This window comes from Halorubrum sp. DM2 (genome assembly GCF_901686465.1).
Taxonomy (GTDB): Archaea; Halobacteriota; Halobacteria; order Halobacteriales; family Haloferacaceae; genus Halorubrum.
In genome coordinates this window covers 1,029,672-1,049,930 of the sequence record NZ_LR594487.1, presented here as the reverse complement: position 1 = coordinate 1,049,930, position 20,259 = coordinate 1,029,672, and the positions used below count along the sequence as shown (strand labels likewise).

Sequence of the window (20,259 nt, the reverse complement as noted above, 5' to 3'; positions counted from 1 at the left end):
GCGCAGCCTCATTCACGTCCTTGGAGTCGTCGTCGCCGTCTGTGTCACCGGTATCGATATCGCTCTCGGCGCTCACTCTATCGTTGACGACCGCGCGGTACAGACCCTTCACGTCGTCGACGCCGTAGTCATCCACCAGGCGATCGCGGGAGCCCGCCACGGCCACGCGACCGCGGTCGAGCACGACAACGTCGTCGGCGTACGTGTCGACGAGGTCGAGGTCGTGGGAGCTGACGACGACGGCAGTGTCGTCACTCGCACGGGCCGCTGCGGCTCGGAATGCTCGCTCGCGCATCTCCGGATCGAGCCCGCTTGTCGGCTCGTCGAGCACCGCAATCGCCGGGTCGCCAAGCGTCGCCTGTGCGATCCCGAGGAGGCGTCGCATTCCACCTGAGAGCGCCGAGACGCGCTTGTCGCCTGCGTCGGCAAGTCCCACGTCCGCCAGCGCCGCGTCGGGATTGTCACCGACGAGCGCTGCATAGAAGCCGAGGGTCTCTCGGGCCGTGAACTCACCACGAAACGGGACCCGTTGCGGGAGATAGCCGATCCGCTTGTCACTCCCGTCGTCAGTACTGCCCTCGTGAGCGTACCGCACCGCTCCCGCGGTCGGCTCGACCGCTCCCGCGAGGACGCCGAGCAGCGTCGACTTCCCGGAGCCGTTCGGACCGACGACGGTGGTGATGCCGGAAGTGATCGAGAGCGAGACCTCGTCGAGAACCCGGATCCCGCCGTAGGTCCGAGTCAGGTCGACGACCTCCGCGAGCACGCGCTCACTCATCTGTAATCACCCACTCTGGCGCTGTTCCGATTTGTCGTATTCTGGTCCGTCGTGTTCTCATGAGTCGTGTCCTGCTCACCGGTGAGCGAGCCGAGTTCTGCTCTCCAGTCCGCGTGGACCGATCCTTCGCGTTCGGCATCGGGTCCAGTCACCGCGTCGATTCGTTCGGGATTGTATGGCTCAGACGCCGGTATCGGGTCGATGATGCTTCCGGAGCGGGCACCGGGGACGGTGCCGCGGAGTCGATCGAGTAGAACTGCCGCGGGCGACTCGCGCACGGTAACAGCCGATGCCTCGCGGTGGAGCGCGGAATCAACCGGTGAGGTCGGGCGATACGCTCGCTCGCCAAACAATTGCTGCCCAACATTCGCTCCCTCCCAGTAGTTACCGCGATCACCGTTAGCCCAGACGCGAAGCGCGCCCGCACCGGCGGCAGCGTGGTTTTCGTTGCCGACGAAGTCGTTTGCCACGACACGACTCGACGGGACGATCGTCGTCGCACGCGCGCCGAGTTCGTTGTCGGCGACCACGTTGTGTTCGTACAGCGACCCGCGCGCACTCGTCGAGAACCCGAGTTCGTTACCGACGAGCGTGTTGTACCCGATGTACGTTCGCGTTCCCGACGACTGGATTCCCGCACTAGAGTTGCGCACGTCGTTGCCGACGATTGCGTTCCCTGAAGGACGGGTCATCACGGTGACCCCCGCGAACAGTTCGTTTCGGGCGGTGTTGTCCGCGACCAGCGCGTCGCCGGTGAACATGAGATGGATGCCGTACCGGTTGTCAATGAACGTCGAGTTCCGGATGATCGAGCCGTCCGCGCGATGGAGGTAGATCCCGTCACGACCGCCCTCAAACCGGCTATCAGTCACGGTTACACGCGACTCCATCCCCGTGATTCCCATGAACCCGTCCTGCCACGTCTCGGACCCGTCGACGCGGAGGTCGCGGACGACCGCATGTGAACCCTCGCGCAACAGGAGCCCGCTCGCGTTCGTTTCTATCGCGACGTCGTCGACGACGAGCCCCGATGCGGCAATCGCTCGGATCCCGGCGTCGCCGTGGCCGTACCCGCTCTGGATGTTCGCGTCCCACGCCTCGTCTTTAGAGGTAGGTGCCGCCTCCGGATCTCGCGTCCGGTTTCCGACACCGTCGATCCGGAGTCCCCGGATGGCGACATCGGCCGCGCGAACGGTGACGACCGATCCGTTGCCGTCGCCGCTGATCCGCGCGCCGTCGCCCGCGATAGTTACGGATTCGTTGACCGTCACCGTCTCATGATATTCTCCCTCTGGGACGACGACCGTCGTGTTCGACGGGGCCGCCGCGACCGCCGCGTCGATCGTCGGCTCGTCTTCCCCGACGACCACCGAAACGGGGCGGTTCGCAGTCCGCTCCGCCCTCGCAATCCGATCGTTGGCCGCCTGCCACCGACTCGGTGCGAGCGACCGCACCGTCGCTGCGGAGTCGACGTCGAACGAGCGGTTCCGGACTGATTCCCAGCCGACCACCGATCCGTTATAATCGGCCGCGAACGACTCGGCCGCGTCTCGACTTCGGAAGGGGATCACGGCCTCGCCAGCCGGCATGCGGACGTCGCTGTCGACGACGTAGTGCGCTTCCTCGGCCGGAGTCCACCCGCCGGCTCCGGTCGCCGTGAACAGCCCGTCGCTGGTCGTGTCCGGATTTTGGTGATCGAAGGTCTCGACGTACGCGACGAGCGGGTAGCCGAACTGGCGCTCGGTCCGTCCGTCCGACAGGGATGTCACGAACGAACCGATCCCGTTGTATCCGACGACGTACTGTAGCTGCGAGTAGAACACCTGCGTCCGCGGGAGCGTTGCGTTTCCGGCCATCATCGCGTCGGTCTCCGACGAGAGCCCCAGTTCGGTGGTGTCGTCGTACGCCACCGGATCGGGAACCGACTCGGCCGGATCAGCGACAAATGCACCCGCAGTTACGACCACGGCGAGGGTCATGATCGCGGCAACCGCGAGGCGAACATGTCGCGACCGGTTGTCATCGGGAGCGAAAACTGCCACACGATCACGTCGGTCTGTGGTGACTTATCGAATCTGGTGTGACTCTCGAACGCGCACGATTGCGGGGTCCGCAGAGCAAAAATTCCCAGCTGTCATCGCGGCACTCGACTGGATCTGTTTATCGAGGATCGTACCAGACGACACAAGCCGGTCGGTAACTGACACTACGTATGATCGAGTCGCTGTTCCGGATCGACGTCGCGCTGTTCGTTCTCATCGGCGTCCTCGGCGGCGCACACTGTATCGGAATGTGTGGTCCGCTCGTCACGATGTACTCGAAACAGATGACGCCGCAGCCGGACGGCGGCACCGCGACGGTCAACGATGGACGGGCCGGACATCTCACGACCTACGAAGTTCGACAGCACTTCCTGTTCAACGTCGGCCGGGCGACGACGTACGCGGTTCTCGGGGCCGCCTTCGGTGCGCTCGGGAGCGTCGTGTTCGTCACTGCCGACCAGCTGACACCGGTCGCCGGCCTCCTACGAGGTACCGTGGGCCTCATAGTGGGTGGGTTCATCGTGGCGACAGGGGTTCGGTACGTTATCGGGGGAAGCGGCGGCGATATTCGCATACCGGGCGTCCAGCGCGTAACGTCGTGGCTCGCAGCGAGAGTTCATCGCCACGTGAACAGCCCGAGTATCGTCGGTCTCGGTGCCGTTCACGCATTTCTCCCCTGCCCAATGTTGTATCCCGCGTACCTGTTCGCCTTCGCGAGCGGCTCCCCGACGACCGGCGGGATCGCTCTCGGTGCCCTCGGTGTCGGGACGATTCCGGCCGTCTTCCTCTACGGAACCGTCATCCAGTCGATCGATGTCACCCACCGGCGTCGCGTCCATCGGCTGCTCGGTGTCGTGTTCGTCGTGCTGGGGTACGTCCTGTTCGCACACGGACTGATGGCGCTCGGCGTCCATCTCCCGCACCCGATGTTCCCGCACTACCAGCCGCTCGGCGGGATGTGACACCGACACGTTCTGTAGGCCACTCGCCTCAGTAAGCAGCTGGCGTTCGACGGCCGCACCAGAATGGAATTCCGTATGTGGCCGAACAGTAACGTATGGACCTCAAGTTTGGCCAGCGTTCGGTGTCGCGTCGACACGCTGTTCACGCGATCGGTACAGGAGTCGCGATGGGTCTCGCCGGCTGTCTCGGAAACTCTGCCGAGTCGGTTCCTGATCCAGTAGATCTGTCGGGGCAGAAAACGGACTACCAAGGCGGAATGGTGATCGGAGGTCACGGCGGGCCTAATGGACAGGTTTTCTACGCCGACGCAGAGCCAGAACCCAGACAAGGACCCGCCGAGGACGCTGAAAATACAGCCCACCTCGCTTGGTTCCACACGCTCGCACACGGGCTCTTTCCGTATCACTTCAACATGGTGGATGACGGTGCAGAGGCGACCGCGATCTACGTCACGGACTACTCTCGCGTCAACTGGGAGATCCCCGAAGGAACGGAACGGAAGAAGATGCCAGCGCCGACCGCACCGGATACCTTTGCGGATGCGACTGGTCTCACCTACGCCGTCAAAACGGACGTGATGGGGGGAATGGGCCCGGACCTACTGCCGTTCTCTGACAGTGATGAAGCTGAAACGTTCGCGGAGGATTACGGTGGGCGGACTCTCGGGTATGATGAGATCGACAGACAACTCGTTGAGGGGATCCAAATGACTGGGATGGGGTGAATTAACGCCTCCCTTTAGATTTCATTGGCTTTGTTGAAATCCTCAGCAATTGATAGTTTCACACCTCAATCGTTCAGTACAGGTGATAGCTATCACTTATCGAACTGTGTAAGTGTATATTATAACATAACTATATTACGTAGCCAGAATTAGTTATAATTCATATGGACCGTCGGCGGTATCTTCAGGCAGTGGGTATCAGTGGGACCATCTCGCTTGCTGGATGTTTAACTAACTCTTCTACCGCTGATGCCCCGGATGTAACGGGAGACACGCTGACGCTTGCGACTGCAACGACTACCCACGATAGCGGGCTTCTCGATGAACTTCTCCCTGGATTTCAAGACCGGTTCGGGACGCAGGTCGATACCGTGGTCCGCGGGACTGGCGGAGCCTTGCAGACGGCCCGAGCTGGTGACTGTGATGTTGTTATCGTCCACGCTCGGCCACTTGAAGACGAATTTCTCCGAACCGGGGCCGGAATCAACCGTCGACAGGTGATGGTTAACGATTTCGTAGTGGTTGGACCGGCAGATGACCCGGCCAATATCGCAGGCGAGGACCCGGTTACTACGTTCCAACGCATTGCTGAGGCTGAAGTCAGGTTCTTGTCTCGGGGCGACCGCTCCGGAACGCATCTTCGTGAGCGTCAATTGTGGGCCGAAGCAGGCATTGACCCGAGTGGGTCGTGGTACAGCGAAACGGGCCAGGGAATGGGGAATACGCTGAACCTAGCGACCCAAACCGAAGCGTACACCCTAAGCGACCGTGGGACGTTCCTCAACGTCATTGAGGATACACTGGAGGCACACGTCAATTATGGGATCGAGAGCCCACCAGCGCTACTTCGGAATGAGTACGCGGTGATCCCTGTCAACCCTGCCCGCCACGACGTAGCGTACCCGCTAGCGATGGCCTTCGTTGGCTATCTTACTGGTCCTGCCCAGACCCAGATTAGTGAGTTCCGAATAGCTGATAAAAGGGCATTTCGTTCTCTTACACCCTCACAGGAACCAGAGTTTGGGCAGTACATCCCGAGCGACTGGCAAACAGAGACGAATGTTACAGGGTGAACCACGCCATGAACGGCGACACCTACCCCGGCGGGATGATCGGCGGGATGGTGTACGACAGCGTCACCGACACCGAGCAGTTCGCCTCGATGATGGATCTGGCGGGCTACGAGGACTAAATTCGGGAAACGCGGCCCATTCCGGACCCTCCACCTACCCGGAGAACTCCGACTCGCTCACACGGACGATGACCGTCTCGTCGACGTCGCGGAGGTCGTACTCGGGCGTCTCGCCCTGTCGCCGTCGAACGAACAGCGGCTCGACCGGGCGGCCGTCGACGAGGCCGAACACCTTCAGCCGCTGGTCGGTCTCCTCCGGGGGGACCGCGCCGTCGCGGACCTCGCGGGCCAGGTCCCGCGAGAGCCACTCGTCGGGGGAGACGGACGGCTCCAACACCAGCGCCTCCTCGACGAAGCGAGCGAGGTACCAGTCGAGGTCGTTCAAGAGCGAGACGGCGGCCCCGAGGCTCACGGTGTCGACGGCGACGCTGTTCTCGAACGGCTCCTCGATCCGGTAGGTGGCGAGCGCGTCCCGCGCGGTCTCGCGGGAGAGCAGCTCGTAGGAGAGCTCCGCGTCCGGGTCGCCGAGGAGACACACCCGCGTCACACGTCGGCGGTCACCCGGCGCGGTGAAATCGGTTGCGGTCGGGGACGCTACCACGGGATCCGCTCGCGGTCCTTCCAGAGGTGGCCGGCGGGGCTCCCCGGCGCGAAGCGCGCGAGCCAGACCGGCGTCTCGGCACCCTTCGAGGGCGTCCGGGGCGCTTCGTCCCCGCCCATGTCCGTCCGCACCCAGCCCGGGGAGACGGCGTTCGCGATGAGTCCCTGATCGCCGTACTCGCCGTCGAGGTACGCCGTCAGTCCGCCGACGCCGACCTTCGAGAGCCGGTAGGCCGGATAGCCGCCGTCCATCTGTCCGTCCGTGAACTGACCGAGCCCCGACGAGAGGGTCACGACGCGACCGCCGGCCCCCTCCAGAAGCAGCGGCAGCGCGTGCTTCGTCAGGACGACCGGTCCGCGGAGGTTCACGGCCATCGTGTCGTCGAAGTCGGCGACGTCCATCTCGTGGAGGGACTCCGACCGCGGGAACACGCCCGCGTTGTTGACGAGGACGTCGAGCGCGCCCTGCTCGCGTTCGATCCGGTCGACGGCGTCCCGAATTTCGCCGTCCTCGGTCACGTCGAGCCGGACCGCGTGCTGGTCTACGGCGGTAACGTCGTCGGGATCGCGCGCCCCGGCGTAGACGGTCGCTCCCAGATCGGCGAGGTTCGCGGCGATCTCGGCCCCGATCCCGCGGGTCGCGCCCGTGACCAGGGCGACGTCGTCGGTCAAGTCGGGTTTGAGTTCGACTCCCGTCGGCGTGTCTGCCATGTCGATCGGTACGGCGCGTCGCGAGTAGAAACCCCGGGCCGGTCACCTTCAGAGTGTGCGACCGCTCGCGGGCCGTCGTCAGAACGTCGAGACGTCGCCCTCGATGACGCTGCGGGTCACGTCGGTCACGTCGGCCAGCTCGCGGTCGACGATGGCGAGGACGTCGTCCTCGATGTCGCCCAGTTCGACGCCGTCCTCGGTGACGATCTGCGCGTCGGCGACGTGCGGCTCGTCGATCGGGCGGCCGATCTGCGAGAGCAGTCGGACCTGAAGGTCGCGGATGCCGTCGACCTCGCTCGTGACGGACTCGGCGACGCGGGTCGAGAGGAGGTTGTAGATCTTCCCGATGTGGTTGACGGGGTTCTTGCCGGAGGTCGCCTCCATCGACATCGGGCGGTTCGGGGTGATGAGTCCGTTCGCGCGGTTGCCGCGGCCGACCGAGCCGTCGTCGCCCTGCTCGGCGGAGGTGCCGGTGACGGTGAGGTAGACGGAGCCCTCGTCGTAGTCGTCGGCGGTGTTGACGTCGACGTGTACCTCGCGGTCGGTGTACTCGCGGGCGAGGTCGTCGACGTACTCGCGGACGTTTTCGACCGCGTCGTCGTACTCGTCGAGGCCGTCGACGTAGGCGTCGACCATCGCGGCGGCGACGGTGATGTCGATCCGGTCGCCCTCGCGTTTGCCCATGATCTTCACGTCCGGGCCGAGTTCGGGGTGATCGTCGTGGTACGGGCTGTTGAGCGCGCGCTCGGCCTCGCGGACGATCGTCTCCGTCTCGGTGAGCGGGGCGTGCCCGACGCCGAAGGAGGTGTCGTTGGCCATCGGGACCTGCTGAGTCTCCTCGCCGAAGACGTCCTGGAGGTCGCCCGAGCCCTCGCCGAGCTTCACGTCGATGACCACGTCGGTACCGTACTCCAGCTCCGGGATCGCCTCTGAGAGGTAGTCGCGGGCGGCCGCGAGCGCGGTCGAGTCGACCGGGAGCTGCTCGCCGTCGTACTCCTTCGTGGCGCGGCCGACGATGAGGATGTAGATCGGCTCGACGACCTCGCCGCCGCCGAACGCGGGCGCGGCGCGGCCGGCGACCAGCTGCGTCTCGTCGGTGTTGTAGTGGAGCACCTTACCGACGCGGTCCAAGTAGAGCTGCGAGAGCGCCCGCGAGACCGACTCCGCGACGCCGTCGCAGATCGAGTCGGGGTGACCGATCCCCTTTCGCTCGACGATCTCGACCTCCTGGTCCTCGACCGCCTGTCGGTCGAGGCGACTTACCTGTATGTTTCGGTCCATTACGCTTCGATACTCCACCGCTGACAGTATAACTTGCGGAAACGCTCTGCCACCAGTATATTACTTTCAGTAATTCAGTTCGCTCGGGCCGCGGAGATCGGCGGTAAGGCGGACGGGCGATCCGTCGAGAACCGCGTCCCGACGCCTCGCGGTCACGCAAACGAGCGTTTGTGTTTCGGCAACGGCTTTCCGTCGCCTCCCGGTACGTCCGGTATGGACGAACTCACGTCGTCTCGGCGTCGGCTCCTCGCCGGCGCAGTCGCGGGCGGCATCGGCGTCGTCGCGGGCTGTCTCGGAACGGATAGCGACGACCCGAGCGACGACGGTGGAGCGGAACTGGGGCTCTCGCTCTCCCGAGTCGACGGGTCGCTTCGCGACCGATACGTGCGCGACTCCGACGATCCGGCCGAAGAGTGGGACGAGGCGGCGCTCAACGCCGCGCTGGCGGGCGAGGAGTACACGACCCAGTACCGCAAACCGTTCTTCGCGGGGGTGGACGATCCGGCGTACGTGCGTCGGGACGGCACCCACTACCGGCTCGGCTCCGTCGTCGTCGACGAGGTCGCCGAGACCTACCCGGTCCTCCGGCTCTTCGAGGTCGACGGCGACAGCGATCCGAACTCAACGGACGGCGGCGGCGAGTCGGCGGTCGACGCCGACGAAGGCGAAAAGCTCCCCGACGCCGACCAGCGCGCGGTCCAGATCGCGCACTTCGCCGCACGAGCCCGCGGCAACGTGGGCGGGTACCCCGTGGGGCTGGTCCAGCGGGGCGGCTACGCGTACCGCGACGGGACCGCCCGCACGGAGAGCGCGCTGCTCCGCGACGACGGCCCCGAACGCGTCGTCTACCGGGACAACACGTATCGGGTGGAAGTCGAGCGGGAGCGCTTTCACGAGGCCGTTTACCGGCCGACCGCGGAGCCGGTCGCGGAGCGTCCCGAGCGGATGGAGGCGATCCTTCGGGCGAGGCTCGTCGGTCCCAGAATCGGGTCCGACGAACTCTCGGCGGAGGCCGACCGGATCCTCCGACGGGCGGCGACCGACGAGTACGCTGAGACGTACCCGTACTCCGACGCGTACGTCGAACTGCTCCGGGCGCTCGACGCGCGCCCCTACATCGACGGAAACGTCCGAAAGGACGGCGGCGGCGTTGAGACCGGCGAGGAGATGATCCGGCACGACGAGGAGTACTACGAGCGCTACCTCCGAATTCTGGACGAAGGGGACGACTGACCGGGCGAGTCGGTTCGAGCCCGCCTCAGCGCGTCGCCTCGTACGCCTCGCCCATCACGTCGAGCGCCTCGCGGAGCTGCGCCTCGTCGGTCGCGTACGAGATCCGCGCGTGGCCCGCTCCGCCCTCGCCGAACGCCTCGCCGGGGACGACGACCACGCCGCGGTCGAGACACTCGTCGACGAACCCGTCGGGGACGCGGGGCATCGCGTAGAACGCTCCCTGCGGCGTCGGACAGTCGAGACCGATCTCGTCGAAGCCGTCGAGGAGGAGGTCTCGCCGACGCCGGAAGGAGGCGGTCATCTCCTCGACCACGTCGCGATCGCCGCGCAGCGCGGCCTCCGCGGCGTACTGCGCCGGGGCGGACGCGCAGGCCTGCGCGTACTGGTGGACGCGGAGCATGCGCTCGACGCGCTCCTCTGCGCCGTACACCCAGCCGAGCCGCCAGCCGGTCATCGAGAACAGCTTCGAGGCGGAGTTGACGACCACGACGTTGTCCGTCTCGGCGAACTCCATCGGCGAGCGGTGTTCGCCGTCGAAGACGGTGTACTCGTACACCTCGTCGGAGACGCAGAGCACGTCGTGCTCGTCGGCGATCCGCGCGAACTCGCGGACGTCTTCCTCGGAGGAGACCGCGCCGGTGGGGTTGCCGGGGGAGTTCACGACGAACGCCGCGGTGTCGTCGGTGATCGCCGCCTCGATCGCCGCCGGGTCGATCGTGAGGTCGTCGCGGAGCGGCACGGGGACCGGCTCACCGCCGGTCAGCTTCGTCAGCGCGTCGTAGGAGACGAACCCCGGGTCCGGGATCAGCACCTCGTCGCCCGCGTCGACGTGCGCCTCCAGCGCGATGTGAAGCGCCTCGCTGCCGCCGGCGGTCGCGATGACGTTCGCGGGGTCGAGGTCGATCCCCTGATCGGCGCGGTGTTTCTCGGCGATCGCCTCACGCAGCGACGGAGTCCCCTTGTTCTCGGTGTAGGCGTCCGCCTTGCCCGACTCGATAGCGTCGACGGCGGCCCGACGCGCGTGGTCCGGCGTCAGGAAGTCGGGCTGGCCCAGCCCGAGGTTGATCGCGTCGTCGCCGGCCGCCTCGAACACCTCGCGGATCCCACTTATCGAGATCCGCTCGACCCTGTCGGAGAACGTCGTCATACTCGTGTGAGCGCGCCGCCGAGAGTTAGTTCTTGTCACGTCGGATCGACCGACGCGTCAGCGTTCCGCGACGGGCGGCGGTCACCACCGCCGCCGCTCCCAGACCGGTCGGCGGCCGTCGCGGCTCGCGTCGCTGCGGATCCGGCCGTCCGCGTCGGTCGGCAGCGCGAACCGCCCTTCGAGGATGCTCGGGACCTCCTCGGGTTGCGCGCGCAGTAGGGCGTCGTCGACCGCGCGGAGCCGGAACATCGGCCGCCCCGGTCCCATCGGCACCTTGATCGACTCGATCAGCTCCCGCTCGACGAGCGCGTGTCGGTCGCGGGTGAACTCCTGTGCGGGGGCGATCCCGACGCCGTCGACCCCGACCCACCGGCGGAGGTCGCGGAAGAGGTGGTCGTGTCGCGCCGCGAGCGCGACGAGCAGCGTCCGGTCCGTGAGCTCGCCCGTGCGGCCGAACGCTCCGGGGTCGAGCGACTCCAAGACAGCGGCCACGTCGTCGGCGAAGCGGTCGTCGAGGACCTCGCGCGCCGCGGCGAGCAGTCGCCGCCGCGAGGGCATCCCGACCGGCTCGGCCGTCGCCGCGTCGAACCGCGACTCGGCGGCGGCGTACGTCCCGTCGAGCGTCTCTCGCGCGCCGGTCGCGGGCGCAGCTCCGGAGTCGTCGACCGTCGTCGTCGCGAGCGTCCGATCGCCCCGGGGACCGACGACCGCGTCGACGCGGTCCGAACTCGCGAACAGCGTGCCGCCCGTCTCGTGATCGAGGGCTCGACCGGTCCGGATCCGGATCGCGTCCGTCTCGACCGCCTCGGCGACCGCGGTGCCGAGGACGAGCGCCCGAGAGAGCGCGTCGGCGACCCCCGGGCGACACGCGACCCGCCACGGCGGTCCCGACGACCGCCCGCGGGCCGCCAGAATCGACGGGAGCAGCCGAAGCGGCACGCCGACCGCGACGACCCCAGAGCGGTCGGAGAGGGCCGTCTCGGCCGCCTCGGCGAGCGGGTCGTCGTCTCGGGGGAAAGCGTCGGCGACCTCCGTCGCGGCGGCGAGCGCGTCGCTGGAGGTGGCGGCGGTGTTGGTGGCGGCGGTGGCGGCGGTGTCGGTGACGGCGTCGTCGCTCGCGGCGTCCGGAGCGGTCTCGGCCCCGCTGTCGTCGTCGACCACACCGTCGGTGACAGCCGCGATCCGAAAGAGCGTTGCGGCGGCGTCAGGGTGCCCGCGCGAACACGAGGTAGCCGGTGTGGCCCACGCCGGCGGTGGAGGGGCGCGAGCCGCGGTCGGAGAAGTCCATCTCGCGCTGGATCGTTTCGAGCGTCTCGACCTCGTCGAAGCCGGCCTCGCGCGCGGCGAGGGCCGCCTCCCGGGTCCCCTCGACGAACGGGGAGTACACCGCGAGGCGGCCGCCGGGCGCGAGCAGTTCGTCGGCGCGCTCGACCACGGCGGGGGCGTCGCCGGTGTCGAGCGTCAGGGCGTCGAACGGCTCGCCGTCGGCGAGCGCGTCCAGCTCTTCGGTGAGGTCGCCGGTCCGTACCTCGACGCGGTCCGCGACGCCGGCGGTCACCGTGTTGTCGCGGGCGACCTCGGCGAACTCGGGGTCGACCTCGTAGGTGGTGACGTCGGCACCGGCGCGGCCGAGGTACGCGGCGAGGATGCCCGTTCCGGTGCCCGCGTCGAGGACGCGGTCGCCGCCGGACGCGCCGGTGTGGCCCATCACCAGCCCCACGTCGCGGGGCATCATCGGCGCGCCGGTCCGTTCGAGGTGGTTGAAGAGATCCGGGCCGCGGAGCGCGCGGACCTCGAAGACGGTGCCGAGGTGGGTCTCGACCTCGTCGCCGGCCGCGACGTCCTCGGGGACCTCGATCACGCCGAGGTCGGTGCCGAACTCCTCGCCCGGCTCCAGTAAGTACTCCCGGTCCTCGTGGACGAGCAGGTACGCGGCGTCCGTCACTGCAGGTTCGAGATCGCCCGGGCCGGCTCGCCGTTGGCATCCTCCAGCGCCTCTCGGGCGTCCGCCTTCGAGACGCCGGCCTGCTGGGCGACCAGCGCGATGTCCTCCTCGGGGATCCCGTCGTCCGCGTCGTCGCCGTCGTCGAGGGCCGGGTCGTCCGCGTCGCCCTCGACGGCGGTCGCGCCGCCTGCGTCGGCGACCGCGTCCGGTGAGCCGACGATCTGGTAGGTCTCCTGTCCCTGCGCGTCCATCTTGGTGACCTGCGCGCCGTCGAAGACGAGGTCGTCGCCGTCGGCCGTCTCGATGACGACCCGTTCGGCGTCGAGCTCCTCGACGTCGATCCCCATCTGTTTCATCATCTGTTTCATCTTTCGCGGGTTCATGCCGCCGCCTCCGAACATGGTCGCCGGTTCGGCCGGAGGACACAAAAAGGGTGTCGACACGGGCCAGACGGAGCGCGTTCGCGCCGGCCGGTTCCGCCGGAGACGGCGGTTTGATACGTCCGGCCGGCGTCGTCGAGATATGTACCTCGCGGACCACACCTGGCCGGAGCTCGGCGACGCGCTGTCTCCCGGCTCCGTCGCGCTCGTCCCGCTCGGATCGACCGAACAGCACGGCCCGCACCTCCCGCTGGCGACCGACCACCTGATCGCCGAGGCGCTCGCGACGGCGGCCGCCGACCGCTCGGACGCGTTCCGAACGCCGACGATCAACGTCGGCGTCAGCCCGCACCACCGGCAGTTCCCGGGGACGATGTGGGTCGACCCGCCCGAGTTCCGCGACTACGTCGAGTCCTTCTCCCGGAACCTCGCGTACCACGGCATCGACCGCGTAGTGTTCGTCAACGCCCACGGCGGCAACGTCCAGCACCTCCGGGAGGTCGGTCGGCGGCTCCACGAGGACGAGGTCGCGTACGCCGTCGAGTGGATGTGGGACGAGTCGATCCCGGAGCTGGTCGACGAGCTGTTCGAGCGCAACGGCCCGCACGCCGGCCCGAAGGAGACGGCCATGATCACCCACATCGCGCCCGACCTCGTCCGCGAAGATCGACTGGAGGACGCCCGCGACGGCGGCCTCGTCGACCTCGACGACTCGGACGCGGTCGTCCACGGCGCGCGCACGTTCTACGACTCGATCGACAACTCCGCGAACGGGGCGTTCGGGGACCCGACCGACGTGACCCCGGAGAAGAGCGAACGCCTGTTCGAGGCCGCCGCGGACCAGCTGGTTCAGCTGGCCGAGTGGATCGGCGACCGCGACCGCGACGAGCTGTTCCCGGAGCCGCGGGTGGAGCGCGAGGACGCTTAGCCGTCGCCGCGGTCGCCCTCGAACCCCTCGCCGAGAATTTCTTCGAGCGCCTCGTCCGCCGGCTCGCGTCGCCCGTCCAAGACCGCGAACCGCTCGCCGCGGCGGCGTTCGAGCCAGCGCAGCAGTCGGGCGGCCCAGCCGAGCTTCCGCGCCTTCATCGGGTCGACGTCGGGGTCGTCGAACTCCCACCCGGGGAAGGTCAGTTCGCCGGCACCGACGTGGTCGGCGAGGAACGCGGCGCGGTCACCGTCGGTGAACCCGCCGGTGTTGCGAACGGGACCGACCGGGGCCGCCTGCGTCGTCGCCAGCGTCCACTCGTCCGCGAAGCGCGGCAGCCACTCGCGGACCGCGGGCACGTTGTCGCCGTGGGCGTGCGCGACGACGGGGACGCCCTCGCGGGTCAGTTCCGCCGCGGTCTCCGGGTTCTTGTCGAGGTCGGTCACCATACAGTCGACGGCGACGCCGCGGTCCGCGAGGACGTCGACCGCGGTGGAGGCGGCGACGACGACGTCGGCGTCGCGGGCGAGTTCGATCTCGTCGCCGAGACAGGGGGCCGCGCCCGCGACGGCGACCGTCTCGCCGCGCCAGTCGCCGAGGCGGTCGAGGGGGAACGGGGTCGCGAGGTCGGCGGCGACCTCGCGGGCGCGCTCGTCCGCGGACCGGTCGAACCCGAAGTCGGCGAGGATCGCCTCGTAGACGGGTTCGAAGGTCGAAAAGTTCACGGGCGAGTCACGCTCCGGGAGGCCGCCGGGCGCGGCGCGGCGCGGCGCGGCCGCTCGACGGTCGAGATATGGTATGGCCCGGAGTGGCACAGAGTACCCCTACCCGCGTGCCCCTCCGGCGTCCGGTCGATCGGTTGTCTACACGAGGGCATAAACTTTCTCTTAACTTTCGTGTCGGGCGATGTCGTCGAGAGCGGCGTCGAGATCCGCCGAAACGCCGGATACGTTCTCTCTGACCGCCGAGACGGCGGACGGCGTCCCGATAAGGAGCCCGCGGCGGCCGGCGGCGGACGCGTCGCCGGCGACCCCGTCGCCGCCGTCGGCCGCCGAGGCGGTCGTCTCGCGCCGCTCGCGGTCCGAGTCGCCGAGCGCGAACGCGGCGGCGACGGGGTCGGGACCGGCGGTCGCGGCGCGGAGCGCGCCGACCGCCGGGTCGTCGAGCCCCGAGAGCTCGTAGGTTCGCATGACGGCGCTTTCGGCGGCGCTGCGGTCTCCCTGCGTCGCGCCCGCCGCGCCGATCCGGTCGAGGTGGCGCTCGGCCTCGCGGACCGTCGTCACGTCGAGTTCCTCGACGGCGACGCCGTCGGAGCCGCGGCCGGAGCGGTAGCGGTCGCGGGCGAACTCGGCACCGACGAGCGCGGCGTCGCGCGTCTCGGCCACGTCGTGGGTGCGGATCACGTGCGCGCCGCGCTCGACCGCCATCGACGTGGCGGCGAGGGAGACGGGGAGCGCCTCCTCGGTGCTGCGGCCCGCGATGGTCCTGAGGAAGCTCTTGCGGTTGATCGAGACGAGCAGCGGGCGGCCGTACCCGCGGAACTCGCGGAGCCGGTGGAACGTCTCGCGGTCGTCCTCATGGGTCTTCTCGGCCGACCAGCCGCCGAAGGCGGGATCGAGGATCGTCTTATCGGTGATCCCGTTCATCGAGAGCGCCTCGTAGATCTCTTCGACATCCTCGATCGCGCCCGGTCGTTCGAGATCCGGGGGCGAGGCCATCTTCGAGACCGCCACGTCGTGTTCGCGGCAGACGCGGGGCATCTCGGGGTCGGCGAACCCGCAGATGTCGTTGATCATGTCGAAGCCCCGAGAGATCGCCTCGTCGGCGACCTCGTGGTAGCGCGTCTCGATCGACCAGACGGCGTCGCCCGAGGTCGACTCCAGCGTCTCGACCGCGGTGTCGAGCCGGTCCAGTTCCTGTTCGGCCGAGAGCACGTCGAGGTCCTTGTTCGCCGACTCCAGCCCGACGTCGACGATGTCCGCGCCCTCGCCGATCAGCTCCTCGTCGACGTACGCCGCGGCCTCGCCCGGGTCGTCGTACACGCTAGGGTCGTACGGCGACTCCGCGGAGACGTTGAGCACGCCCATGATCCGGGGCGGGTGGTCGTCGCCGATTCCCAGCCCCGCGGCGTCCACGTTTTGCATACCATCACCACGGGCGCGAGCGACATAAACGGGGCGAGTGCCCGACGCGCTCGCCGGGGGATCGGCCGCGACGTCTCGGAGGTGTGGTGGTGTGAGACGTGACGGCAGCCGTCGCGCACGCGTTAACCCCGTCCGTCACCGAGGGAGCGTATGACGACGCGAACCGAAGACCGGCTGTACGGACTCGCGCTCGCGGCCCTCCTCGCGACGGCCGCCGGCGAACTGCTCGCGGTCCCGCTCCTCGTCGCGGTCGGCGTGGCGAGCGTGTTTCTGACCGTCGCCGCCCTCCTGGCCGTCGTGACGGCCGCGCTGGCGGTCGGCGTCGCCCGGGAACCGGGGATCGAGATGCGCGACGCGGCGGTCGTCGACCGAAGCCGATAACGGGTTCCGACCGCGGCGCGGAGCGAAATCCTCTCGAACAGCGGCGGACTCGGAGCCTCAGAGCGTGAACGCCAGCAAGTCGCCGACCTCGACGCCGTGTCGGTCGGTCCACTCGTAGGGAACCTCCAGCACGTACTGTCCGGATCCGGGATACCGCTGCTGCTCGCCGTCCTCGTTCGGACCCGGTTCGAGCGCGTTGTGGATCTCGACGATCCCGCGGTCGCCGTCCGCGTAGACGATGTCGATCCCGAAGTCCATCTCGCGCATCACGTAGGTGAGCGAGTCGCGCGGCGAGCCGTAGGTGAACAGCATGCCGCCGTCCTCCGGGAGCGCCTCGGCGTCGCTGAGGCCGAGTCGCCGCTTCGGGCCCGTGTCCGCAATCGCCGCAGTCACCGATCCGAGTTCGTCGCCTTCCGGGCTCTCGACTGTCACGGTCGTCGTCTCGTAGTCGGCGTATGTGCCGGTCGGCCAGTCGATGCCGCCTCCGTCGCCTCCGTCCGAGCCGTCTCCGCGACCGCCGTCCTCTCCGCCTTCCCCGCCCCCGTCGTTCTCCGTCGGGCCACCGCTCAGACACCCGGCCGCGCTCCCGGCGGTCGCGGCCGCTGCCAGTCCGAGGAGCCGTCGCCGTCGCATGGTCGCGACGAGGGGGCGCGCAAACATAAGCGACCGCGTCGGTCGCGCGGGACGGGATCGGCGACCAGCGCGACGCGGCCTCCGTCGTCACGGCGCGCCTCCGGGGAAATTATGCCCGCGGGCGACGACCGATCGACATGGTCGGTTCAAGCGCCCCGGAGGGCCCTCGATCGACGGCCGACAACGAGGCCGTTGTCGGCGGTGCGGCGATCGTCGTCGGCTCGGCAGTCGCGCTGTCGGGTCTCCTGTTGTATCAGGCGTCCGCACCCGGCGGAAGTCACGTCTCCGGGGTCGGACTCGCCCTCGCGTTCGCCGGCGTCTTCGCAGTCGAGCGAATCAGCGGTCGCCTCGGGCTCTCGACGACGACGCGCCACCGGGTAGCACTCGGCTTCGGCGCGCTTGCGGCGGCGCTAGCTCTCGCGTTCCTCGTCGTCGACTACCCCGGCTTTTCGGGGGCGGTCGCCGGGTCTGGCGGCGAGTCGGCGGCGGCCGCGATCTGGTTCCGGGCCGCGGGGTAACGCGTCTCGCCGCGTGACGAACGCCCGATCCGGGAAGGACGCGCTTTTATCGCCGCCGGAGCGTAGCGTGACCATGGCGAAAGTGAGCATCGGCCTCCGCGGCTGGCGGTTCGAGGAGGACGAGATATTCACCGGCGACGAGGAGCTCAAGCCCCTCGACGAGATCCCCGAGGACTCCCGAGAGCGACTCCTGCGGCTCGTCTCCCTCGTCGAGGAGCCCTGCGACGTCTGTTACCTCGACTACGGCGAGGCGGAGGTCCACCGCTGTAACGAGGCGGAGATCGTGTACGGCGAGCCGGACGGCGAGGTCCTGCTCTGCCCCGAACACGAGCCGGACCTGCTCTACTGGTTCCGCGAGGCGGGCGGCAGCGACCACAAGGGGTCCGTCGAGTTCGCCGACCGCTTCCACGAGTGGGTCGCCGCGGGCAACGAGGCCCCGGAGGGGTACGCCTCCGTCGAGCACGTCGATGAGAACCCCGGCGGACTCCCCGACCTCCCGGACCAGCAGGAGGTTCAAGAGCGGCTCGAAGAGGGGTTCGACGGCGACCGGATCGACATCCTCGAACTCGCCGGCGAGCGGGCCGACGACGACGAGACGGTGACCGACGAGGAAGTCGTGGAATCCGACCTCGACCTCTCGACCGACTACCCGTCCGACCGATGAGCGGCGAGGAAGCGGCGAGCGACCGCCGGAAACCGGTCGTGGTCGTCGTCGAGCCGGAGACGCCGGGCAACGTCGGCACCATCGCGCGGGCGATGAAGAACTTCGGTCTCACCGACCTCAAGCTGGTCGACCCGCCGGAGCTGAAGGAGGACGGCGAGGCGTACGGCTTCGCCGGCCACGCCCGCGAGGACGTGTTGCCGAACGCCGAGGAGGTCACCTTCGACGAGGTCGTCGCGAACTACCACACGGTCGGCACCACCGCGATCACCGGGGAGGACGACCGCAGCCACGAGCGGTTCCCGTTCAAGACGCCCGTCGAACTGCGCGAGTCGCTGAAGACGGTCGACGCCCAGACCGCGATCGTCTTCGGCCGCGAGGGGCGCGGCCTCAACAACGAGGAGCTCTCGCGGCTCGACGAGGTATGTTCGATCCCGGCCGACGACGACTACCCCGTCCTCAACCTCGGGCAGGCCGCCACGGTGCTGCTGTACGAACTCCGCGATCTCACGGTGAACGAGACGCAGCTTCCCGACACCGAAGTGACACGCGCCCCCGAACCGGACGTGGAGCGCTTCCACGAGTTCTTCGACGACTTCCTCGCGTCGACGGGGCAGCGCGATCACGTCCGCGAGAAGAACGCGCTGCTGATGCGTCGGCTCCTCGGGCGGGCGCACCCGACGGAACGCGAGATACACACGCTGCTCGGCACCTTCCGCAAGGCGAACACGAAGCTGGAACACGCCGACCACCTCGCGGCGAAGTACGACGAGCCGGTCTACCCGCAGGAGGAATAGCCGTGCCCGCCCTCCCGCTCGACGAGGACCTGCTGGCCGGCGTGCGGGACGTCTCCCCGCTCATGCTCGGGATCGCGCCGTTCGCGCTTGTGGCCGGCATCGCCGCCGTCGACGCCGGACTCGGGCTGGCAGAGGCGGTCGGCATGTCCGTGATCGTGTTCGCGGGCGCGTCCCAGCTGGCGGCGCTGGAGCTGCTCGGCGAGAACGCCCCCCTCGCGGTCGTCGTCGGCACGGCCGCAGTGATCAACCTCCGAATGCTGATGTACTCGGCCTCCATCGCGCCCCACTTCGCCGACTACGGCCGTCGGCTCCGCGCGGGGCTCGCGTACCTGCTCACGGATCAGGCGTACGCGCTCTCCGTCGCCGAGTTCGACGAGAACCCCGAGCGCAGCCGGTGGCGCTACTACCTCGGCGCGGCCGCGTCGCTGTGGATCGTCTGGCAGGTCGGCACGGTCGCGGGCGTCGTCCTCGGCGCGAACGTGCCGGACGCATGGGGTCTCACCTTCGCGGTCCCGCTGGTGTTCCTCGCGCTCCTCGTCCCCGCGATGAAGGACCGGCCGACCACCGTCGCCGGCGTCGCGGGCGGCGCGGTCGCGGTCGTCGCGACCGGACTCCCGCTCAACCTCGGCCTGCTCGCCGGCGCGCTGTGCGGGATCGCGGCCGGGCTGGCGACGGAGGTGACGGCGTCGTGACCGGCGCGCTCGGCGGGCTCGTCGCGACCGGCGGACTCGGGGGACTCGTCGCCTCCCCGCGGGCCTGGGTCGCCATCCTCGCGATCGGCGCGATCACCTACGGCATCCGGCTCTCCTTCATCCACCTGTTCGGACGGATCGACGGGGTGCCGACGCGCGTCCAGCGCCCGCTGCGGTACGTGCCGCCCGCGGTGCTGGCGGCGCTCGTCCTCCCCGAACTGGTGACGCTGCGTCCGTCGGTCGCCGCGACGCTGCTCGACGAGCGGCTGATCGCGGGCATCGTCGCCGGCGCGGTCGCGTGGCGGACCGAGAACGTGTTCGCGACCATCGCGAGCGGGATGCTCGCGCTGTGGCTGTTCCGATTCGTCGTGTTCGCGTGAGGCGGGCGGCCCGGCGTCCGCCCGAGAAGACCGCTCTCGGTCAGTCGAACCGGTCCGGGTCCCGGCTCGCGAGCGCGAAGACGGCGAGACCGGCGACTCCGGCGACGACGAGCGCGCGCTCGACGGTCACGACCCCGCGGACCGGAGCGATCGCGTACGAGGCGGCCGCGACGACACACACCGCGTAGCCGA

Annotated in this window: 23 protein-coding genes and 1 pseudogene; 12 read left to right on the top strand and 12 right to left on the bottom strand. The window is 68.6% G+C overall.

The genetic code is table 11. From position 1 onward, the window contains the following. Positions 1–778: ABC transporter ATP-binding protein (locus QOL69_RS05410; RefSeq protein WP_283402335.1), on the bottom strand; the 778-nt coding region annotated here is incomplete at its 3' end. Next, positions 775–2,820: a NosD domain-containing protein gene (locus QOL69_RS05405; RefSeq protein ID WP_283402334.1), complete on the bottom strand. Its 2,046-nt coding sequence runs from the start codon at positions 2,818–2,820 to the stop codon at positions 775–777. The genes QOL69_RS05405 and QOL69_RS05410, both read right to left, overlap by 4 nt. A gap of 170 nt (positions 2,821–2,990) precedes the next feature. Between QOL69_RS05405 and QOL69_RS05400 the strand changes: the two genes are divergently transcribed. From QOL69_RS05400 to QOL69_RS17285, 4 genes and pseudogenes are all read left to right on the top strand, one after another. Next, positions 2,991–3,782 (top strand): sulfite exporter TauE/SafE family protein, encoded by a 792-nt coding sequence (locus QOL69_RS05400; RefSeq protein WP_283402333.1) that lies wholly within the window; start codon positions 2,991–2,993, stop codon positions 3,780–3,782. Positions 3,783–3,877: 95 nt separating this feature from the next. Further along, positions 3,878–4,507, top strand: a complete 630-nt coding sequence (locus QOL69_RS05395; protein WP_283402332.1) for a nitrous oxide reductase accessory protein NosL — start codon at positions 3,878–3,880, stop codon at positions 4,505–4,507. 164 nt (positions 4,508–4,671) lie between these two features. Continuing rightward, entirely contained in the window at positions 4,672–5,580 is a 909-nt protein-coding gene (locus QOL69_RS05390; protein ID WP_048076537.1) for an ABC transporter substrate-binding protein, read from the top strand. Further along, positions 5,568–5,699: pseudogene (locus QOL69_RS17285) on the top strand (multicopper oxidase family protein); the annotation flags it as partial. The gene QOL69_RS05390 and the pseudogene QOL69_RS17285, both read left to right, overlap by 13 nt. Positions 5,700–5,733: 34 nt before the next feature. Here the strand turns inward: QOL69_RS17285 and QOL69_RS05385 are convergent. From QOL69_RS05385 to QOL69_RS05375, 3 genes are all read right to left on the bottom strand, one after another. Next, entirely contained in the window at positions 5,734–6,186 is a 453-nt protein-coding gene (locus tag QOL69_RS05385) for a DUF5804 family protein (protein ID WP_283402331.1), read from the bottom strand. Positions 6,187–6,233: 47 nt separating this feature from the next. Next, complete coding sequence (locus tag QOL69_RS05380) at positions 6,234–6,950, bottom strand: SDR family NAD(P)-dependent oxidoreductase (RefSeq protein WP_283402330.1); 717 nt, start codon at positions 6,948–6,950, stop codon at positions 6,234–6,236. 78 nt (positions 6,951–7,028) lie between these two features. Next, entirely contained in the window at positions 7,029–8,231 is a 1,203-nt protein-coding gene (locus tag QOL69_RS05375; RefSeq protein ID WP_283402329.1) for a methionine adenosyltransferase, read from the bottom strand. A 213-nt stretch (positions 8,232–8,444) separates the two neighbouring features. Between QOL69_RS05375 and QOL69_RS05370 the strand changes: the two genes are divergently transcribed. Then, positions 8,445–9,464, top strand: a complete 1,020-nt coding sequence (locus QOL69_RS05370; RefSeq protein WP_283402328.1) for a hypothetical protein — start codon at positions 8,445–8,447, stop codon at positions 9,462–9,464. A 25-nt stretch (positions 9,465–9,489) separates the two neighbouring features. Here QOL69_RS05370 and QOL69_RS05365 read toward each other — a convergent pair whose 3' ends face one another. The 4 genes from QOL69_RS05365 to QOL69_RS05350 all read right to left on the bottom strand — a co-directional run bounded on the left by QOL69_RS05365 (position 9,490) and on the right by QOL69_RS05350 (position 12,957). After that, on the bottom strand, positions 9,490–10,611 hold the full coding sequence (locus QOL69_RS05365; RefSeq protein WP_283402327.1) for a pyridoxal phosphate-dependent aminotransferase: 1,122 nt from the start codon (positions 10,609–10,611) through the stop codon (positions 9,490–9,492). Positions 10,612–10,692: 81 nt separating this feature from the next. Then, positions 10,693–11,772 (bottom strand): transcriptional regulator TbsP domain-containing protein, encoded by a 1,080-nt coding sequence (locus QOL69_RS05360; protein ID WP_283402326.1) that lies wholly within the window; start codon positions 11,770–11,772, stop codon positions 10,693–10,695. 43 nt (positions 11,773–11,815) lie between these two features. Beyond that, positions 11,816–12,556: a methyltransferase domain-containing protein gene (locus QOL69_RS05355; protein WP_283402325.1), complete on the bottom strand. Its 741-nt coding sequence runs from the start codon at positions 12,554–12,556 to the stop codon at positions 11,816–11,818. Beyond that, positions 12,553–12,957, bottom strand: coding sequence for a nascent polypeptide-associated complex protein (locus QOL69_RS05350; protein ID WP_283402324.1), 405 nt, complete (start codon positions 12,955–12,957; stop codon positions 12,553–12,555). The genes QOL69_RS05355 and QOL69_RS05350 overlap by 4 nt, the downstream gene beginning before the upstream one ends. A 121-nt stretch (positions 12,958–13,078) precedes the next feature. Between QOL69_RS05350 and QOL69_RS05345 the strand changes: the two genes are divergently transcribed. Next, positions 13,079–13,864: a creatininase family protein gene (locus tag QOL69_RS05345; protein ID WP_283402323.1), complete on the top strand. Its 786-nt coding sequence runs from the start codon at positions 13,079–13,081 to the stop codon at positions 13,862–13,864. On the opposite strand, the gene QOL69_RS05340 is transcribed toward QOL69_RS05345, so the two are convergent. After that, on the bottom strand, positions 13,861–14,586 hold the full coding sequence (locus QOL69_RS05340) for a 6-hydroxymethylpterin diphosphokinase MptE-like protein (RefSeq protein ID WP_283402322.1): 726 nt from the start codon (positions 14,584–14,586) through the stop codon (positions 13,861–13,863). The genes QOL69_RS05345 and QOL69_RS05340 overlap by 4 nt on opposite strands. A gap of 162 nt (positions 14,587–14,748) precedes the next feature. Continuing rightward, positions 14,749–16,005, bottom strand: coding sequence for a dihydropteroate synthase (gene folP, locus QOL69_RS05335; protein WP_283402321.1), 1,257 nt, complete (start codon positions 16,003–16,005; stop codon positions 14,749–14,751). 150 nt (positions 16,006–16,155) lie between these two features. On the opposite strand from folP, the gene QOL69_RS05330 reads away from it, so the two are divergent. Further along, a complete protein-coding gene (locus tag QOL69_RS05330; protein WP_283402320.1) occupies positions 16,156–16,386 on the top strand; it encodes a hypothetical protein in 231 nt (76 codons plus the stop codon). A gap of 57 nt (positions 16,387–16,443) precedes the next feature. Here the strand turns inward: QOL69_RS05330 and QOL69_RS05325 are convergent, their stop codons facing one another. After that, entirely contained in the window at positions 16,444–17,019 is a 576-nt protein-coding gene (locus QOL69_RS05325; protein WP_283402319.1) for a DUF192 domain-containing protein, read from the bottom strand. A 137-nt stretch (positions 17,020–17,156) separates the two neighbouring features. Here QOL69_RS05325 and QOL69_RS05320 point away from each other — a divergent pair, with 137 nt between their 5' ends. From QOL69_RS05320 to QOL69_RS05300, 5 genes are all read left to right on the top strand, one after another. Then, entirely contained in the window at positions 17,157–17,537 is a 381-nt protein-coding gene (locus QOL69_RS05320) for a hypothetical protein (RefSeq protein WP_283402318.1), read from the top strand. 73 nt (positions 17,538–17,610) lie between these two features. Next, positions 17,611–18,201 carry a DUF8114 family protein gene (locus tag QOL69_RS05315; protein WP_283402317.1) on the top strand — a complete coding sequence of 197 codons (591 nt, stop codon included), beginning with the start codon at positions 17,611–17,613 and terminating at the stop codon, positions 18,199–18,201. Next, positions 18,198–18,995 carry an RNA methyltransferase gene (locus tag QOL69_RS05310; RefSeq protein WP_283402316.1) on the top strand — a complete coding sequence of 266 codons (798 nt, stop codon included), beginning with the start codon at positions 18,198–18,200 and terminating at the stop codon, positions 18,993–18,995. The genes QOL69_RS05315 and QOL69_RS05310 overlap by 4 nt, the downstream gene beginning before the upstream one ends. A 62-nt stretch (positions 18,996–19,057) precedes the next feature. Continuing rightward, a complete protein-coding gene (locus tag QOL69_RS05305; RefSeq protein ID WP_283404211.1) occupies positions 19,058–19,687 on the top strand; it encodes an AzlC family ABC transporter permease in 630 nt (209 codons plus the stop codon). A 74-nt stretch (positions 19,688–19,761) separates the two neighbouring features. Next, positions 19,762–20,067, top strand: a complete 306-nt coding sequence (locus tag QOL69_RS05300) for a branched-chain amino acid transport AzlD family protein (protein WP_283404210.1) — start codon at positions 19,762–19,764, stop codon at positions 20,065–20,067. Positions 20,068–20,259 lie beyond the last annotated feature (192 nt).